Here is a 19,359-nt window from a genome sequence, read left to right on the forward strand (position 1 = left end):
TTTCGTTACCAATCAGGATGTTCATCCCCATACCGAGGTTTCGTCGCGTGTGAGTCCACAATCAGGTTCATTCTTGTGTGCAATGGGCAGTGCCGGTCGCATACAAGAATGAAGATTCCTCGTTACGAAGAATCAGGTGTGGCACACAACACGAACGCCCAACCGTTTCTCACGAAAAGTCAAGAAGCGGTGGCCAGACGCGCGACGGTAAAATCGGTTGAAACGTCGAGCCCCCTGTGGACCTTGGCGAACGCAAAAAAGGAGAGCGGCGTCAATGCTTGCTGATCGCCAGTCACGCAGTTTTATTGACACGAAAGTGTTGTCACGGCTGGCGGGGATTCCGTTATTCGCGCGGCGACCGATGCAGGGCAATGTCTCGGGACGCCATGCCAGTCCACATCGCGGCTCCAGCGTCGAATTCGCCGAGTACCGGAAGTATGTCCCGGGCGATGACTTGCGACGGCTGGATTGGCGCGCCTATGGGCGATCCGATCGCTTCTATGTGAAAGAATTTGAAGCCGACACGAATCTGCGGTGCTGTTTGGTTGTCGATACCAGCGGATCTATGAATTTTGGATCGACGGGGGTGACCAAAATTGAGTATGCCCGGCGGATCGCCGGAACCCTCGGATACCTCGCCTGCCAGCAGGGGGATGCCGTCGGGCTCGCATGCGTTTCGAAGGGGATCGTCCAAAACCTTCCCCCCAAACGGAATGCCGCACACTTGCGACTCATTCTGGACATGCTGGAGCAGGCGCAACCCAAGGGGGAAACCAAGCTGGCCGACGTTCTGCACGAATTGGCCGAGACCATTCGACAGCGTGCACTGGTCGTCATCCTGTCGGATCTGTTCATCGAGCCCGAGTTGCTGCGTGGCTGCTTTCAGCACCTGCGATTCCGTCATCACGATGCGGCGGTGTTCCATCTCCTCGATCCGCTCGAACTGAACTTTCAGTTCCGTCGTCCGATGCGATTTCTGGATATGGAGGGCGGCCCCGCCATCTTTGCCGAACCGAACGATATCGCCGATCGTTATGATAAGGCTTTGCAGTTGTACCTGACGCAACTGAAACAAGTGATGCTCGAATCGGCTGTCGATTATCACCGAGTGACGATCGACGAGAATTACGAACAAGTGCTCGCTCGCTTTCTCGTCGGCCGGGCCCAAGCCAAGGGGATGCGATGAGCTTTCTGCATCCCTGGATGCTGTGGGCGCTGCCACTGATCGCGCTGCCCATCATTATCCATCTGATCAACCAACGGCGGTTCCAGACGATTCAATGGGCGGCCATGATGTTTCTGCTCGCCGCCCATCGCATGGCGCGCGGATATTCCCGACTGCGGCAGTGGCTGATCATGGCGTTCCGCATGCTGGCCGTCGCGGGACTTCTGATTGCCGTTGCGCGACCGCTGGCGAGTGGCTGGCTGGGACTGACCGCGGGCGGCAAAGCGGATACGACAATCGTGCTGCTGGATCGATCGCCGAGTATGCAGCAGCGTGGAGCGGGAACGGGTGGTTCCAAGCTGGACACGGGCAAGCAGCAACTTGTCAACACGTTGCAGACGCTGGGCTCTGAACGCTGGGTACTGATTGAAAGTACCTCGCGCGAGCCGCAAGAATTGGACTCGCCCGCCGCGTTGATGAATGTACCGAACGCCGGCCCCGCCAGTTCACCCGCCGATCTGCCGATGATGCTTCAAGCGGCCCATGACTACATTCGTGGGAATCGCGCTGGCCGTACCGAGATTTGGGTCTGCTCTGACTTACGGGAAAACGACTGGACATCCGAAAGCGGTCGCTGGTCGACACTACGCGACGCGTTTCTCGAGTTCCCGCAAGGGGTTCGCTTTCATCTGCTGGCCTATCCCCAATTGCCCGCGACCAATATGTCGATCCGGGTGACGGAAGTCAGTCGACAAGCGACAAGCGACGGTGCTGAACTGGTCGTCTCATTGAAGTTGACCCGCTACGGCTCCGACGAAGAAAAACTCACAGTGCCGGTGGAATTCGACATCGAAGGGGCTCGTTCCGTCGTCAGCGTCGAACTGAATGGTGCGACCGCCGAACTCAAGCATCACCGGATTCCCCTTGAGAAAACCCGCGAACGAGGCTGGGGACGCGTTTCGATCCCTGCCGACGCGAATCCATCGGATGATGATTTCTACTTTGTCTTCGACAATCCACCGCCGCGAAGAACAATCATCGTCGCTGAAGATCCCCAGGTTGAACGGCCGCTGCAACTCGCGGCGGCGATCGCCCCGGAACCGACGATCCGCTGTGAAGCGGAAGTGATTGGTGTGGAACAACTGCAGTCCGTCGAATGGGAAACCGTGTCGCTCGTGCTGTGGCAGGCGTCACTTCCAGACGGCGGCGACGCAGAAATCCTGCAGAATTATGTCGATCGGGGGGGGCAGGCTGTGTTTCTGCCACCACGAAATCCGACTCAGCATGAACTGTTCGGCATGCGTTGGGACACCTGGACCGCATCGAATGACAATATTCCCATCGAGACCTGGCGCGGAGACGAAGATCTGCTCAGCCGGACACTCAGCGGTGCCGCGCTGCCGGTCGGCCAACTGGAGATTCATCAGTACTGCGGAATGACGGGCGAACACACACCGCTCGCAACCCTCAGGGGTGGAGCTCCACTATTGGCACGCGTCCCGACGAAGCAGGGCGGGGTCTACTTCTGGGCCACAACGCCGGCGCCGCGCGATTCGTCAATGGCGAGCGGTGGTGTAGTTCTGTATGCCTTCGTGCAAAGGGCGCTCGCAGCGGGCGCACTCGTGCTGGGAAAGGCACGGCAACTCAATGCGGGCGACGCAGCAGGAGAATCCCCTTCAACCTGGACGCCGCTGGCCGAGGGCGATCAAGGGCTTTCCACCGAATCGCTGTATCATCGCGGCGTGTACAGCTCCAACGATCGACTGCTAGCAGTCAATCGGCCGGAAATCGAAGACGAAGCCCGCGTCCTGACGGATGGTCGCGTGGCAGAACTCTTTAAAGGCCTGAACTTTGCGCGTGTCGATGATCAGGCAGGCAGCCTGATGTCGCTCATTCAAGAAATTTGGCGGGTCTTTTTGCTGACAATGTTAATCTCACTGGTTGCCGAAGCGATCCTGTGCATGCCAAAACCGGCTCGCCTTACGAGGGCCGCCGCATGAACACTGTTCGCTCACTCACATTTATCTGGGCACCATGGGTGATTGTGGCGTCCGTCCTGGTCGTCGCAGTCACGGCGGGACTTTGTTTCCTCGCGTGGAAACGCACCGGATTCCGACGTTCAATCGGAATTTTGGAACTTTTGCGATTCTCGATCGTCTGTCTCGTCGCGGTACTGTTCAATCAGCCGGAATGGGTCGAAGAATTCCGTCCTGAAGAAAAGCCGACGATTGCCGTGCTCTGGGACCATTCGGCCAGCATGGAGACACGCGACGTGACCAATACGGAACCACCTTCGACGACGGTGACCACGCGCCGCGAAGCGATCCAGCAACTGACGCAACCCGAGTTCTGGAGCTCGTTGCAACAGAAACAAAGCGTCGTGATCCAGTCGTTCGGTGGCGCCGACCCCAATTCGGCGAGTGCGGCGATTCATGGTACGAATTTGAACGAACCACTCGCCGAAGCGCCGCGACAATTCAAGAATCTGCGGGCGATTGTGATGGCGTCAGACGGTGACTGGAACGAAGGGGAACCACCCGTCCAGGCGGCATCGGCGCTGCGTCTGAAAGGCATCCCGGTCTTTACGATTCCCGTCGGCAGCTCATCCCGCTTGCCAGACGTCGAGCTCTTGAGTCTCGACTCGCCGACCTTTGGCATCACCGGAAAGTCGATTCGTATCCCATTCACCATCGACAGCACACTACCGCGTGAGCATGTCACGACGGTCGTCTTGAAAACATCCGATGGAGACGAAGTCACCAAAGAAATTCGCATCGCCCCGATGGGCCGCACCAGTGAATGGCTGATCTGGAAGCCGAAGACCACCGGCGATTACACCCTGTCGCTCGAAATCCCGAAACAGCCCGATGAACTGGTTCCCGACAACAACAAACTGTCGACGCCAATCGCGATTCGCGAAGAGAAATTGCGCGTCCTCGTCGTCGAATCGTTGCCACGATGGGAATATCGATATCTGCGAAATGCGCTTTCGCGCGATCCGGGTGTCGAAGTTTCGTGCCTGTTGTTTCATCCCGGGTTGAGTAAAGCGGGGGGCGGCAACAAAGATTACATCAAGCAATTCCCGAAAGGTCTCGACGAACTTTCCAAGTTCGACGTCGTCTTTCTGGGGGATGTGGGCATGGAAGATGGACAGCTCTCGGCCGAGGATTGCCGCTTGCTGAAGGGATTGGTCGAACACCAGGCAAGCGGCCTGGTGTTCATGCCCGGTTGGCAGGGAAAACAGGCATCACTCGTGGAGAGCGAAGTGGGAGATCTGTGTCCGGTTGTCTTCGATCATTCGCAACCCGGCGGCTGGGGTTCACGCACCGCCAGTCACTTCGAACTGACCGAACTGGGTCGACGCAGTCTGCTGACGAAACTGGCCGATACCCAAGATGACAACATCGAAGTCTGGGAAGGATTACCCGGTTTCCAATGGTATGCCCCCGCACTGCGTGCCAAAGCCGGCTGCGAAGTTCTGGCGGTCCATAAAGACGTCTCCAACGAGTTCGGCCGGTTACCGCTATTGGCCACACGCACGTTCGGGGCCGGCAAGGTTCTCTTTATGGGAACCGACGGTGCCTGGCGCTGGCGAAAAGGGGTCGAAGACAAATACCACTATCGCTTTTGGGGACAGGTGGTACGCTGGATGGCCTATCAGCGGAACATGGCCAAGGGCGAGACAATGCGATTGTATTACTCACCTGAACAGCCTCAGGTTCGTCAAACGATCGCCCTGAGTGCCAATGTGATGGAAAAAAGCGGCGAACCATTGCCGAAAGGTGATGTCACCGCCCGCATCGTCGCTCCGTCAGGTAAGGCCGAAACCGTTCGCTTTTCGTCCTCAGGCGACGAGTGGGGGGCGTTCGCTTCACGCTTCACGGCAGAAGAGCCTGGTAAGCATGAAGTCACGCTCACGTGTAAACAAACGGGTGCCGTTCTGGATGCCACGTTCTTTGTGCAGGGATCGGCCATCGAACGAATCGGACGTGCCGCGCGACCGGAAGTTCTGGAAGAGATCGCTCGAGTCTCGCAAGGCCAGACGATGACGCTTGATCGGCTAGAGCAGGTACTCAAAACACTGGCGGCGTTGCCGGAGCCACCGCCGTCCGTTCGTCGAGTTCAGTTGTGGTGTCATCCGTTCGTCGCCTCGGTGCTGGTGTTGCTGCTGGGGGCGTTCTGGATTGGTCGAAAAGTTGTCGGATTGATTTAGCCATCTGTGGAAGTCAGATGGAACAGCATCTCGAAAGCGGTAGGGTTCTTGTCGACAAGACATCGTTGAGACCCATCACCACGATTTGCACAGATGCTGAAGATGTTGAACAAGCAGATTTCGCCTCGCAGTTACGACGCGAACAATCGAGATTGTGATCGGTTCGGTTTCCAGGAGATAATCGAGATGAGTTCCTCACCGCCGAATTCAGAATTGAAACTGCCGGTATCGCTGCAAACACAGTTGCATGATTTTCGTCGCCGGGTTTGGACGATCAAATCCATCGAAGCGGCTTGCGGAGCATTGTTCGGCGTCATTGTCTCGTTCCTGATAGTCTTCGGCCTGGACCGTGTCATCGATACGCCCGCAGTCGCGCGCCTGGCCATTTTCGCGGTCGCAGTCGCAGGATGTGCGTTCGTTCCAATTTATCTGCATCGCTGGATCTGGTGCCATCGACGGTTGGAACAATTGGCCCGACTGCTCAGCCGACGGCATCCCAGTATCGGCGATCAAATGCTGGGGATCATTGAACTCGTTCGTAACGAACTCGAACAACAGCGTTCCCGTGCCCTGTGCGAGGCGGCGATTCAACAAGTCGCTGAAGTCGCGGCGAAACGCAATTTTCAAGATGCGGTCCCCCATCCACGACATCGGCTTTGGGCCTGGATGGCGGGAATTCCGACCGTCGTAGCGGCCGCAGTACTGATCGCGTTTCCGACGGCGGCCTCCAATGCGTGGGCCCGGTTCGTCACACCTTGGCAACCGATTTCCCGCTATACGTTCACCCAGGTCGAACCCCTGAACGATCGCCTCGTCGTGCCGCACGGAGAACCGGTGGTTGTCCCCGTGCGCCTGGTTGATCAATCACCGTGGCAGCCAACCCGGGGAACAGTCCGAATTGGAAGTCAACTGCCGGTCACGGCGGAGCTGAACGAACGGCAGTACGCGTTCTCGCTTCCGCCGCAAATCGATGCCGGGCGACTGGATCTGAACATCGGCGATGCACAACAGCATGTCCGCCTGGAACCAATGCTGCGTCCAGAACTCACGCACGTCACCGCCGATATCCATCTACCTGCCTATCTTGGACGACCGCAAACATTGCACAAAGACGTTCGAGGCGGAGTGCTGACCGTCGTCAATGGCAGCAATGCCACACTGACGGCCACCGCTAATCGCAACCTTGTCGAAGGAACTTGGGGAACTGCCGATCGGCCCGATGACAAACTGGCCGCCGTCAGCAGTACCGCCACACCGTCAGACACGATGCAAAGCCCCTCAATCGCATTTGATGCGTCGCAGAAAATCCTGTTCCAATGGAAAGACGAATTTGGGTTGATGGGAAAAGAACCATTGACTGTAACCGTGAATGCACGCGAAGACGAAGTCCCTTCGCTTTCGTGTGAGGATCTGCCACGAAATAAAGTGATCATCGATTCCGAAACACTCACCTTCAAAATTCGGGCGCAAGATGACTTTGGCGTGAAACAGGTCGGCATCGAATGGAAAGGGATTGAAGACCCCGCCGTCTCAAAACGCGCGAAGGGTGAACGAATGCTGGCCGCGGGCGGTAATGAACTGGAACAGCTGGAACTGACAGGCACCTTCTGTGCCAAGACTCTGGAGATTGAACCTCAGCCACTAAGTGTGCGGCTGTTCGTGGAAGACTACTTCCCGGGACGCCCTCGCACGTACTCGCAGCCGTATGTTCTGTACGTTTTAAATGCCGAACAACATTCGATCTGGTTGACGGAGCAACTGAGCAAATGGCATCGACAGTCCCTGGAAGTGCGCGATCGCGAAATGCAATTGCATCACACGAACCAGGAACTGCGAATGTTGTCGACCGAGCAGCTTGATCAGCCCGACAATCGCCGACGAATCGAAACCCAGTCGAACGCCGAACGTGCCAATGGCCGCCGCCTTACGGGACTGGTGAACGGGGGCGAAGACCTGATCCGCCAGGCGATGCGGAACCCCGAATTCGGTGTCGGCCACCTCGAAAAATGGGCCGAGATGCTGCAGATCCTGCGCGATATCTCTGGCAACCGAATGCCGAGTGTCGCTGACCTGTTGAAACAATCGTCTCAGGCCGCAGCCGCAGTTGCCGAGCAGACTCCGAAACCAACCGGCCCGGTTGCCGGTCAGTCGCGCAGCAGCCCAGGCGCCGGTGAGCCGAAAACGCCGGATGACAGCAAACCGAAGCCACCGGTTCCCACCGTCGCCGACGGTGAATCCTCGCAGAATCCGGCCAAGAAGAAAGATGGTCCGCCGGAAGAACCCAGCAAGAGCAAATCGAATCCGCGGCTGACATTGCCTGTCACCACGATCATGACGGCAGGCGACAACAAACCCCAGCCACCAGCCCCCGCAGCGGAAAAGCTGGATGAAGCAATCAAAGTCCAACAGGACTTGCTCGCCGAGTTCGACAAGATCGCCGACGAGCTGAACAAAGTTCTGGCGAATCTTGAGGGAAGTACCCTCGTCAAACGACTGAAAGCAGCTTCTCGCAAACAGTATGTCGTTGCAGGAAAGATCGGCGAGCAAATTAATGGCGGATTCGGACAGAAATCAAAACCAGCCGGCCCCGTCCGCGATGCCTTGTCAGAGATCTCAAAACAAGAACTGGATAGCAGTCACGAGGTCTCGCTGATCATGGATGACATGCAGTCGTACTTTGAACGACGACGATACCAGCGTTTCAAAACCGTGCTGGATGACATGCGAGATCAGGATGCGATCGGCAGCATTCGACAACTCAGCGACGATGTCCGCACGGAAACAGGCTTTTCGATCGCGCAGGCGGAATTCTGGTCCGATACGTTTGATCGCTGGGCGGATGATTTGGTTGATCCCGCCTGCTGTGGAAAATGTCCGGGCTGCAAGTCCAAAGCCAGTTTGCCGCCGTCGATCGTGCTGGAAGCCATGCAGATTCTGGAAGCCGAAGTCGCCCTGCGGGAAGAGACCCGCGTCGCCGAACAAGCCCGCGCTGCAGTCGCGGTGGAAGAGTACGGTGATCAAGCGAAAAAGCTGTCGCTCGCCCAGGATGCCCTGTCCGAACGTGTCACAAAGTTGATCGAAAGAATCCGCGAATTGCCCGATGCGGAAACCGAGTTCTTCAAGGAGATCAAACTCCTCGGAGAAGTCGAAGTCGTCATGGACGACGCGACGGAAATTCTGGCCAGCCCCAGCACGGGCAGCGATGCGATTGGGGCCGAGACCGAGGCGATTGAACTGTTGCTGAAGTCGAAGAAGATCAAACCGAAGACCGGTGGAGGAGGGGGAAGCAGCCCGGGCGGTGGAGGCAATGGCACAACCAGCGATTCTGCCCTGGCGATGGTGGGCTCGGGCGTCAATGACAAGGAAGTCCGCGAAGATCGCGGAATCTCGCAAACGACCGGAGAATCGGGGACGCCACTTCCCGAAGAGTTCCGCTCGGGACTGGATGAATACTTCAATCGACTGGAACGTGATCCAGCGAAATAGTTTCGACGTTCAAGATAGCGAGTCCCATTTGTCAGCTGGTCAGCATCGGGCCAATCTGTTTTCAAGGCGATCGACGTGAATTATCGAATGAAGATCCTGTTTTCATTCGCAATGTGTCTGGGGATGTTCGCCGGACGGTTCGGACATCCGTGCGTCCACGCGGATGACCCCACCATTCCTCGAAATCCTCAACCCCAAACGCAGGGAGAACCACAAAGACCTGCCACAGAGAAGTCGGTGAGTGGAAAGGACCGCCACAAGAAGGAGGCGAAAACACAGGCGAAAGAGATGCCGCCATTGGATCTGGGCGCGATCTTTCAGCCACTACGAGCATTATTCGGGAACGCCCACCCCGCCGTGGCGGTCCCCGCCCCTGCTGCAGTCCCCATCGCCAATGCGGGGGATGTCGAAATTCAATTGAAAGCAATTCAAGAGCAGTATTTCCAACAGCTCATTCCGACACGGAATGCGGAATTGGCATTCGTGAGACTCATGTGTGGTGAACTGACTCCAGAGCAACGCCGCAGGATCAAGTCAGAGGCAGATGTCGCATTAAAGGCGGCCGCGCGAAAATTCGCAGAACAGCAGCAGCAGCAACAACAACGCGGACAAGGGGGCCGCGTGAATTCGATCGCCGAGCCTCAATCGCAAATCCGTGTCGCGATCTCACGCGTACTGAAAGAATCACTGACCGAAGAACAATGGACGCGATTCGCCGCCGAAGCATCCGCACGAAACGCAATCCGAAAACGAGCGGCCATTCAAAGTGTCGTCTCGCGGCTGGATGATCAACTTCTATTGACGCATGAACAGCGCGAGAAAATCACGCAATCGCTGACCGCCAACTGGCAGAGCGAATGGGAAAAATGGATCATGATGTCACTGATGTACGGCAATCGATTCTTTCCCCTCATTCCCGATCACTACATCACGCCTCACCTGACGACCGAACAGAAATCCGTCTGGCAGGGGATCCAGAAAGTGAATCCCGGCTGGCGAATGGTACAGGGGCAAGAAAACTTCGATGACGAGTGGTGGAATTCACCGCCAGCCCAGGACGATTCACCTGCTGACGGCCAACCCGGAAATCTAAGATTCCGGGCGACGGAGATTTTTCGATGACGCCCCAGGGAACCAGCGCGCTGACCGTGCGCGGCCCTGGGTGGCGTGTACGGTTCGTGGTCCTCACGCTCGCTGCGCTGGCCTCGGTCATTTCTGCGCATGCAGCGCCTGATGATGTGCCCGCAGCGAAGCCGGTGCAGCCAGCACCACAACAGTTCGTCATGGATGAAGCGAATCTCGAGGCAAACCTGTTCACTCCCCATGGGAACGCCAAGATCGCTCGGCAGCGGATTGAGTCGAAGCTGAAACTGCAATTGGACGAAATGCATCATTGCTGTCAATTGAGCGAAATTCAGCGTCAGAAACTGACGTTCGCCGCGAGCACCGACATCAAGCGGTATTTCGACGAAGTCGATGCGGTTCGTAAGAAGTACCGAGAAGGAAAACAAGATCAAGAGGCGTGGCAAAACATCTGGCAAGAGATCCATCCGTTGCAGATGAAGCTGGCCGCCGGATTGTTCGGGGCCAATTCGTTCTTCGCCAAGACCGTCAAGACCACACTCACGGAAGAACAGTTCGCCAAGTATGATACAATCGTCAGCGAACGTCGCCAGTTCCGCTATCGATCCTCCGTCGAAATCGTGCTGACGTCCATTGAGGAGACCGTGCCGTTACGCGAACGACAACACGACGCGATCGTGAACCTGCTCGTTGAAGAGACGCAGCCACCGGCCGCCTTTGGGCCCTACGATCAACATGTCGTTTGCTATTACATTTCTCGACTTCCCGATACCAAATTGAAGTCGCTTCTTGATGCACGCCAATGGGAGCTGCTGCAAAATCATGTGAAGCGATTCCGCGGAACGGAGCAATTTCTGGTCGAGCAGGGCCTGCTTCCTCAGAACGAAGTCGATGGTCCACAGCGCCGCCTGCGACTTCGCAAGATCGGTTCCATTATCGGCCCTGCCGATGCGACCCAACCTGAGAACTTGAAATGAGGCGGGCAATGGATCGGTTTCCCATCTCTCCTAGAGGACTCTGGCTGACTGCGATGCTAATTATTTCCGAAGTCGCGCGGTCCGCCGATGATGACCTTCTGGAAGTCCCCAATGCGCCGCCTGCGAACTTCCTTCAACAGCGGTTGATCATTGCCGCGCCACAAGTTCTTGACGCAGAGTCCATGATCTTCGGCCGAGACATTCCCGCAGCGAAAGAACGCCTCGAGAAATCGATTGCCAACGCCATCGAAGAAGCGTGCCGGGGATACGACCTGCCTGAACAAATCCGTCATCGAATTGAGATGGCCGCCCAAGTCGACAAGGTGCGTTTGTTTCGCAAGATCGAAGACCTACGCACGGAACTCAAGCAAGCCGAGAATGACCATAATCAAAAAACTATGGCCCTACGCCAGATTCAAGATCTCAGAAAACAGCAGGCGAATCTGCTCGATCAAAACTCATTCTTCGCCAAATCACGAAAGACACTTCTGGCGCGCGTCCCATCGATCGATCCCGAAATGACCATCGACAACATGAAACGAAGTCGTCATCGATCGAATGTTGACAAGTCCCTGGACGTCATCGGTCGCCATGCGTTCGCTTCCGATGACACGTACAAGGAGTTTACCGAGCGGGTTTTCCAAGAGACATTGCCGGACGAGCCGTTTGATTTTCGAGATCTGCTGCTCGTGAAGTATCGAATCGGAATGATGGCCCGCCACGAACTCGAACCGCTGTTCGCCAAGAACGAATGGCCTCGTGTGTCCAAAATGCTGGCACATTTTCAAGATCGAGGGCGACTTCTGTTCAAAGGGGGGCCCCAAACCGAAGGCAAGGAATTCGAACAGCCTCTGTTGGTCGAGCATGAAGTAAGAGCCGTTCGTGTGTTTGAGCCACGGTTGATCAATCAACGGCCGAATGAACGCCAGATGCCGGTCGCGAACCGGGCAGCCCCCATCGTCGATCCCGCACTACTGCTCACCCGCCATCGCGCCAATATCGACGCTGCCGTGCGTGCCGTCGAACGACAGGTTCGCCTTCGCCCCGAGCAGCGTAAGGCGGTGACGGAACTGCTGCTGAAAGAAGTTCAACCGCCGCGGCAGTTTGGTAACTTTGACGATCTTGTTGTGCAATACTCGTTGTCGCAGCTCTCGGATGAACAATTGAAGCCGCTCTTCGACGAGAACCAATGGCCCAAAGTTTTGCAAGAGTTTGCACGCATCGACCAGTTCCGCCCGATGCTGAAAGTCCACGGTCTGATTCACAAACCATCGACGCGACACTTCCCCGCGATCGTGGGGGGCATCGCAGTAAGCCTCCAGGCCGCAGATGCAACATTGCCCTCAAATCAATGGAAGGATTAAGCCAGTGAGGTTTTGTCACATGCCATCCCCATCAACGTCTCTCGGCGGAAAGCTCTGTTCCGCCATGCTGGTGACGTCCTGTCTGATCGCCCTGACGTCGTCCGCCCTGGCACAGGCCCCGTCCGCTCGGTTTGGGGAAGTCGTGCCGCGAGACGTCCGCGAGATCTATGACCGCGGTCTGCAGTATCTCATCTCCAGCCAGAACGAAGCGGGGGATTGGAAAAACGGTGGCGAGCACGGTCCTGGAGTGACCGGTCTGTGCCTGATGGTCTTCCTGGCCTCGGGCGAAGATCCCAACTACGGGCTCTATAGCAATAATGTTCGACGCGCCATTCGAAGTATCATCTCAGGCCAGGATGGAAGCACCGGCTACTACGCGGGACAGCGAGGAAACAGCAGCATGTACAACCATGGTTTCTCCATGCTGGCCATTGCCGAGGCTTACGGTGCCGTCGACGATCGAAATCTTTGGACGGACGCCGATAAGAACCGCCGCTCGATCGGACAGTCGCTGGAACTGGCGGTCCGGGCGGCGATCACCTCGCAGAAAAAGAATCCTCTGGGCGGCTGGCGATATTCCCCCGACGCGACGGATGCCGACACGTCCGTCAGCGGCGCGGTTCTGGTGGGATTGCTCGCGGCACGCAATGCTGGCATCGAAGTCCCGGACGAGGCAATCGATCGCGCGGTGAAGTACTTCACTCAGATGACGTCGCCAGCAGGGCAGGTGGGCTATACGGGCCAGTTCGGCGGAGGATTTGACGAATCGATTCCGCGGATTTCGATTGCAACCCTGATCTATGCCGTTTCACGTCGAAAAGATCTCTCGCAATATAAAGCGACGCTCGGATACCTGACCCAACGTATCGAGAACACCTCTCAGGATCATTGGGCCGAATATGGACGCTACTACCAGGCGCAAGCGCTGTTTCAAGGCGATGTTGAAGCCTGGGAAAAGTGGAACAAGCTCCTGGTTCGACAACTCAAGCAATCGCAGGCCGCGGATGGCAGTATTCCCGGTCAAATGGGCGCCTCGGTAGGAACATCCATGTCGTGCCTCGCACTGGCGCTGAACTACCGCTTCCTGCCGATTTATGAACGCTAATCACATTGTGAGAATGACAAGGACTGGCCGAGCCACGCTTCTGACATCTCATCATGACCAGGCGAAATCGGTTCCTGACGTCCGATCATCCGACAAATCACTGATCCGCATCGAATTCTGCATCAAATCGATTTTCCCCTCGTTTGAGGTACTGCCATCGTGCTCAGGCCATCACCGCACGCCTTCGCTTCCCAAACACTCGCACCGGACGCGACGACGGCCAGGCGCGATTCGTTCAGGCGTGAGAAACATCGAACTCTCGCTTCGGTCATCCTGCAAGCGTGCTGGGCACCTCCGCTGATTGCGAGCGTGATCCTGGTTCAAACGTCGTCAATCTGGACATCCGCGACTGTCTTTGCGCAAGACAACGCGACCGTCTTTGCGAAAGACAATGCGCCTGCGGCCACTCATTCGGTGCTGCATTTGTGGAAGGGCGATCATGTCGCTGGCAAGCTTGTCCAACCGACAGAATCGAATCGTCTCGGCTGGCAATCCCCCTTGTTCGCCTTGCCGTTTCAGTTCGACCTCAAGCACGTCGTATCGGTTCACTTTCCTGCCCCTCCAACATTGCCGCGTCCCGAGGGGACTTATGCGATCGAATTGGGAAAAGGCGACATTCTGTTTGGTTCCTTATTGGAACTGAATGACCGGCGCGCAAAAGTGGACGTGGTGGGGATCGGCACGCTGGACGTCGACCGGACCTGGATTGAACGGATCTATCGCCGGACAGGCGGCAGCGAACTGATTTTCGTCGGCCCGAGTGGGTTGCAAGGGTGGAACGTGCCTGGCGAGGCAGGCGCGTGGCGGGAAGACGCCGGACATTTGTTGACAGATAAGTCAGGAACAACCCTTCAACGGACGTTCCCTTTGCCCAATCAGGTCCGAATCGAGTTCGAGCTTTCCTGGTCCGCGCAGCCGGATTTCGAAATGGCCCTGGCGTTCGACGCAAATGACTCAAAATCCGTCGCACGCGCGTTTCGGATTGAAGTCTGGGAAAATGAACTCGTCGTTCAGCGTGAAACCGAACGTGAAGCCAACGTTGAACGCCTGCAGCAATTGTCAGGGCAGGCAGGGCGTTGCCACCTGCAAGCATTTCTCGACCAGACCGCGGGACGAATCCTCGTCTACTCGTCCAATGGCGAGTTGCTGGCCGATCTCACCGTCGGTACCGCAAAACCGCAAATTCTCGGCAGTCTCCAGTTAACCAACCGAAAGGGTGATCTCCGACTTGAGCGACTGCAAATCAGTCAATGGAATGGCGATGTTCCCCGCGAGGTGGACGTCGATAAATCGCGCATCCATTCCAGTGACGGAACGATTCTATACGGGCAGCTGACTGCGTTCGATCCGGAAAAACACGAGTTCGTCGTCAGTCACGAATCCGAAACGCAGCAGATTGCCGAGAGTCAGGTTCAAGACGTTTTTCTTTCGCATATCACCGACATTCCGGCACGCGCCGTCCGCGTCGTTTATCTGAACGGGATGAAAGTCAGCGGTGACATCGTACGCGTCGACGATCAGCAGCTCACATTGAAATCCCCCGGAATCGAGGCAGAGATCGTGATCGCCTTAAACACGCTGCAGTCGATTACATCACTGGTCGAACAGCGCGAACCTGCCGCGTCGCCGACTCGGCACGGACGATTCGAGTCCGGTGGAACGACGTTGCAGGGATGCCTGATCGACAGCAATCCCGACGAATCCAGTTGCCTGGTCTGGCAGCCCGACGGCAGCTCAACATCCAGCGCCCTCTGCGCCGGTGTTCCCGCCAGAATCGTCTACAAAGAGTCTCCCAAGGCAAACAAACCGCGCGTCCCGCAGGCTCGCCCAGCGGGGGCGCAAGGACAACCAACACGAGTCGTCAGGAAGTATGTCCCCGGCAAGGTCACGGGCAAATCCGAAGCGATGCTTCATCTTCAAACAGGCGACATGATCGCGTGCGAAGCCATTTCACTTGATGAGGAAGGCTTGACCTTCAAATCAGCGTTGTCCGAATCCACGTTCATTTCTCATCGTCAGATCCACGCCCTCGAACTGGTACCAGACGCCGGTTCGGCAACAATCGACCCGAAAAAGAAAGAACGCTTGCTGACACTGCCACGCATGCAGCGCGACAATCCTCCCACTCAGTTGATCAGATCGGTCGATGGTGACTACTTGCGAGGACGGCTGATCTCGATGAACGATGCTCAGCTACAGATCGAGCTGCGTCTGGAAGGAAAAATCGTACGCCGGGACCGGATCGCCCGAATCATCTGGTTGCATCCCGAAGTGATGTCGCAGGAAGGCGGCAAAGTTCCCGAACGATCTGCCGTTGATACGACGAACCTTGTTCAAGCCCTCCAGCGGACGATGACCGAGTCGGCGGACAAAACGGGTGGCGACTGGAATCGGATGACGTTCGCCCCGGAAAAGGTGGAAGGCAGCGCACTGATTGGACGAAGCGACCTGTTCGGGGTCTGCCGTGTCAATCTAGAGAATATCGACCAGTTGTACGTCGGCTCGTCGATCGAAGCGGCGATGGCCGAACTTCCGTTCGGAACATGGAAGCTCAAGCATTCACCCGATCCGCTGACCCCCAAAGAAGGCAGCCCCGGCGACGGAAGCGAAGGCATGGAATCATCGATGGTCGGCAAGTTGGCCCCGGATTTTTCCTTGAAAACGCTGGATGGCACACCCTTCCGTTTGTCTGAACAGAAGAACAATATCGTCATCCTCGATTTCTGGGCTTCGTGGTGTGGCCCCTGCCTGCAGGTCATGCCGCAGATCGACAAGGTGACCGAAGAATTTGCAGGGCAAGGGGTCCGGCTGTATGCGGTCAACCTGGAAGAAAAACCGGAACAAGTAAAAGCTGCCCTTGAACGTCTGAAATTGTCGACGACGGTCGTTCTAGACCGCGACGGTCGTGTCGCCGAAAAGTACGGCGCGACATCGATTCCCCAAACCGTCATTATTGATCGCGAGGGAAAAGTCGCCCGCCTGTTCGTTGGCGGGGGAGCTCGTTTTGATGAGCAACTTCGCGCCGCGCTCAAGGCGGTTCTGTCTAATGAGACACCAAAAGCAGAGTGAGCGACGAACGGCCCAAAGCATAGGACTTCACGGCCGCCTAGCAGTCAGTTGAAGTAACGGGGACTGGCTCCGATCCGATTCAAAAACGCCATGACATCGTGAATGCCAAGGTGCCTGTCCCCCTTACTTCAACAGGCCGCCTAGGAACCGATCTTGCACAATCACGATGCGACCGCGTGACCAATTCAGAACCAGTGCTCCGCTCTAAAGCGCTAATGACAGAAAGAACCTCATCGGCTTCATGGAAATTCAATTTCCGCGACTCGGACGACTGACCGTGACCGATCTCAGTCAGCGTCTCGACAACGAACACTCTCCCTAACAGCCTGTTGAAGTAACGGGGACTGGCTCCGACCAGTTTAAAAACGCCATGACATCGTGAATGCCGAAGTGCCTGTCCCCCTTACTTCAACACGCCGCTGGAAGCCCGTGACGCCTGGGTTGGAGGAGGGCGAGTGAGGTCACTCATGATGCGCTGCCAGAAGGGACGCGCGTCTTCTTCTTAAAGAACTGAACGCGAAGTCGCAAAGACGCGAAGTGGAACAAGAGGATCGTCTTGGAAGTCCTTGCGTCCCTGCGGCATGGAGACTTTGCACGACGTTCTTGCGTTCTTTTGTGCGGCAATTTCAGTTGTCTGATGCGACGCAATGCAAAAAACGCATCATAAGCACGCGGCACGACCATTCCTCGCCGCCACCATTTGTCTGTTGGCGCGTTTGACGCTCGCAAATTCAAGATGCTGAGCCTAAGGTGTGACGCGCAGGACAGTTTCATGGTGCGCGCATTCGAAGTGGCAGAGCTCAATCAGCGATTCGAAATCCCCGGGATTGCCAAGATCGTCACGGGGCAGGGCGAACTGACAAAGGTCATGGTCACATCGCCGCACGCCCAAGGCGAGATCTACCTGCACGGCGCGCATGTGACGTCGTGGAAGCCCGCAGGGAATGAAGACGTACTCTTCGTCAGCGACAAATCGCAGTGGACGGACAGCCGTCCCATTCGCGGCGGTGTCCCGATTTGCTTCCCTTGGTTCTCCAACAAACAGGACGATGCCAACGCACCGCTGCATGGGTTCGCTCGGATCACCACATGGCAGCTCGAATCCATCGTCCAAAACGATGACGCCGTGACGGTCAGCCTGTTGATCGAAAGCGATGATGCCACCAAGAAGTGGTGGCCAGCCGACTTTCGCCTGAACTACCGAGTCACGTTCGGTTCCAGTCTGGTTCTGGAGATGGAGGTTTCGAACACAGGAACAAACGCCATCCGTTTCGAAGAAGCGTTGCACACTTATTATCGCGTTGGGAACGTCGAAATGGTGCGGCTCGAAGGCTTGGCCGGCGTTCAATACCTCGACAAGGTCGATGAGAAGCGACAGAAAACGCAAGCCGGCACGATCGCGATCGTCTCCGAAACCGATCGCGTGTACCTCAACACCGACGCGACAGTGAATCTCAAAGATCCCACTCTGCACCGTGAGATTAAGGTCACCAAGGAGAACTCGATGACCACCGTGATCTGGAATCCCTGGATTCAGAAAGCCAAGGCGATGGCAGATTTCGGTGACGAAGAATGGCCTCAGATGGTCTGCATCGAAACCTGTAACGTCGCAGACTCGGCGGTCGATCTCGCTCCTGGCCAACAACACCGAATGCGCGCCCTCGTGAGTCTCTCGAAATAAGCGAGCCTAGCAGCCTGTTGAAGTAACGGGGACTGGCTCCGACGAGAGTCAAAAACGCCATGACATCGTGAACGCCAAGGTGCCTGTCCCCCTAACTTCAACAGGCCGCTTGGCGATCTGCTCATTGCCTCATCAATATGTCGAGCGGAAATTGACGAGAAGCAATCGGCAGAATGGGTCTGGCTTTGTCAAAGACCGGTCACCCTTTTACTGCGGCCATCGTGTTTGTTGCGACCGCCGCGTTCGTTTTGACCACTGTACTCGATTGAGGCACCCCGAGTTACTTCGAGTGTCCGAGCGCTTTGACCGTTTCTTTGGTGACGGCCGATTTGATGATTTCTGCAAGTGCCCCCAGCAAGCTGGGAATCTCGATATTGATTTTCACGGAATCGTCAAGAATCTCGAGCATGGCCGAGATCTTCTGCCCAAGACCGCTCGCCTCGATATGAAACAGGTCTCCCTCCCAGTGCTTTTCGAACGAAAGCATGGCCGGCAGATCACTGAATTTGACCGCGGCAAAGCCCTCCTGAATTCTCCGCTTGGCTTCAGCCTTGCCCAACTGATGCGGCACGTTCACGACAATAGTCTGGCTCATCATCTGCTCTCTGCGATCTGTAGCTGACGGTTATCCTGCAGGCAGGCACCCTGAATTATTCGTGCCAGTCTCGCAGAAGAACAGTCGCATCCCTGGCAACAGGGAAATGGTCAGTACTCCAGCGGACGTAGAAGCAATTGCAAGCGGCCAGAGGTGAAGAGAGCGCCGCTTCCCACCGTAACCGTTCACCGCCCGGGGACTGGCTCATTTTCCTGCGGTAAAGGGAAGGCTTACCTAGTTGATGAACTGTGGATTCCAATTGAACCAGGAAAATGTGCCTGTCCCCCTCTCTTCGGGCTGTGAACGGATACCTTCCCAACCAAGAGAAATGGACGCAAATGTGCAGGTGAGATATCGTTTGAACTCTTGAATGTAAAATCGTGAGCAAATGCAATCATGTAAGTCAGGGAGGGGAGGGTGGACTCATGGGCGACGTCTTCAAAGAATGGAAGGCCGGTTCGATCACGCTCATCGCCACGACGTTGTTGACCATCGCCTGCCTACTGGGCAGGGGGGCGTTTGATCGTCCTGCCGGAAATGCATTGCAAGCATCTCCTCCGACAGCTCACGGCTTTGAGGGGAAAACAAAGGGGTCAGGACTCATTGAATTCTGTTTGACGG

General features: G+C 56.5%; 12 protein-coding genes. 11 read left to right on the forward strand and 1 reads right to left on the reverse strand.

The annotated features are described in order from the left end of the window. The first annotated feature begins 274 nt into the window (after positions 1–274). The 10 genes from OSO_RS0129570 to OSO_RS0129625 all read left to right on the forward strand — a co-directional run bounded on the left by OSO_RS0129570 (position 275) and on the right by OSO_RS0129625 (position 18,143). On the forward strand, positions 275–1,186 hold the full coding sequence (locus OSO_RS0129570; RefSeq protein ID WP_010586571.1) for a DUF58 domain-containing protein: 912 nt from the start codon (positions 275–277) through the stop codon (positions 1,184–1,186). Further along, the gene (locus tag OSO_RS0129575) at positions 1,183–3,165 is read left to right on the forward strand and encodes an N-terminal double-transmembrane domain-containing protein (protein ID WP_010586572.1); all 1,983 of its coding nucleotides are present in this window, start codon (positions 1,183–1,185) and stop codon (positions 3,163–3,165) included. The genes OSO_RS0129570 and OSO_RS0129575 overlap by 4 nt, the downstream gene beginning before the upstream one ends. Next, positions 3,162–5,378 (forward strand): membrane protein, encoded by a 2,217-nt coding sequence (locus OSO_RS0129580; protein WP_010586573.1) that lies wholly within the window; start codon positions 3,162–3,164, stop codon positions 5,376–5,378. The genes OSO_RS0129575 and OSO_RS0129580 overlap by 4 nt, the downstream gene beginning before the upstream one ends. A 186-nt stretch (positions 5,379–5,564) precedes the next feature. Further along, positions 5,565–8,864 carry a hypothetical protein gene (locus OSO_RS0129585; RefSeq protein WP_029247618.1) on the forward strand — a complete coding sequence of 1,100 codons (3,300 nt, stop codon included), beginning with the start codon at positions 5,565–5,567 and terminating at the stop codon, positions 8,862–8,864. Positions 8,865–8,951: 87 nt separating this feature from the next. Next, positions 8,952–9,986 carry a hypothetical protein gene (locus tag OSO_RS0129590; RefSeq protein ID WP_010586575.1) on the forward strand — a complete coding sequence of 345 codons (1,035 nt, stop codon included), beginning with the start codon at positions 8,952–8,954 and terminating at the stop codon, positions 9,984–9,986. Next, positions 9,983–10,924 carry a hypothetical protein gene (locus tag OSO_RS0129595; protein WP_010586576.1) on the forward strand — a complete coding sequence of 314 codons (942 nt, stop codon included), beginning with the start codon at positions 9,983–9,985 and terminating at the stop codon, positions 10,922–10,924. Before OSO_RS0129590 ends, OSO_RS0129595 begins: the two co-directional genes overlap by 4 nt. 8 nt (positions 10,925–10,932) lie before the next feature. Further along, positions 10,933–12,288: a hypothetical protein gene (locus tag OSO_RS0129600; protein ID WP_010586577.1), complete on the forward strand. Its 1,356-nt coding sequence runs from the start codon at positions 10,933–10,935 to the stop codon at positions 12,286–12,288. A gap of 64 nt (positions 12,289–12,352) precedes the next feature. Then, entirely contained in the window at positions 12,353–13,393 is a 1,041-nt protein-coding gene (locus OSO_RS0129605; RefSeq protein WP_010586578.1) for a prenyltransferase/squalene oxidase repeat-containing protein, read from the forward strand. A gap of 159 nt (positions 13,394–13,552) precedes the next feature. Then, positions 13,553–16,462: a TlpA family protein disulfide reductase gene (locus OSO_RS45695; RefSeq protein ID WP_010586579.1), complete on the forward strand. Its 2,910-nt coding sequence runs from the start codon at positions 13,553–13,555 to the stop codon at positions 16,460–16,462. Positions 16,463–17,234: 772 nt separating this feature from the next. Continuing rightward, the gene (locus tag OSO_RS0129625) at positions 17,235–18,143 is read left to right on the forward strand and encodes a D-hexose-6-phosphate mutarotase (protein ID WP_010586580.1); all 909 of its coding nucleotides are present in this window, start codon (positions 17,235–17,237) and stop codon (positions 18,141–18,143) included. Between the two features lie 280 nt (positions 18,144–18,423). Here the strand turns inward: OSO_RS0129625 and OSO_RS0129635 are convergent, their stop codons facing one another. Beyond that, positions 18,424–18,741, reverse strand: coding sequence for a polyhydroxyalkanoic acid system family protein (locus OSO_RS0129635; protein WP_010586581.1), 318 nt, complete (start codon positions 18,739–18,741; stop codon positions 18,424–18,426). A 422-nt stretch (positions 18,742–19,163) separates the two neighbouring features. Between OSO_RS0129635 and OSO_RS52135 the strand changes: the two genes are divergently transcribed. Then, the coding region (locus tag OSO_RS52135; protein ID WP_010586582.1) for a hypothetical protein at positions 19,164–19,359 on the forward strand (196 nt) is incomplete at its 3' end.

The sequence above is a fragment of the Schlesneria paludicola DSM 18645 genome, from assembly GCF_000255655.1.
Lineage (GTDB): Bacteria > Planctomycetota > Planctomycetia > Planctomycetales > Planctomycetaceae > Schlesneria > Schlesneria paludicola.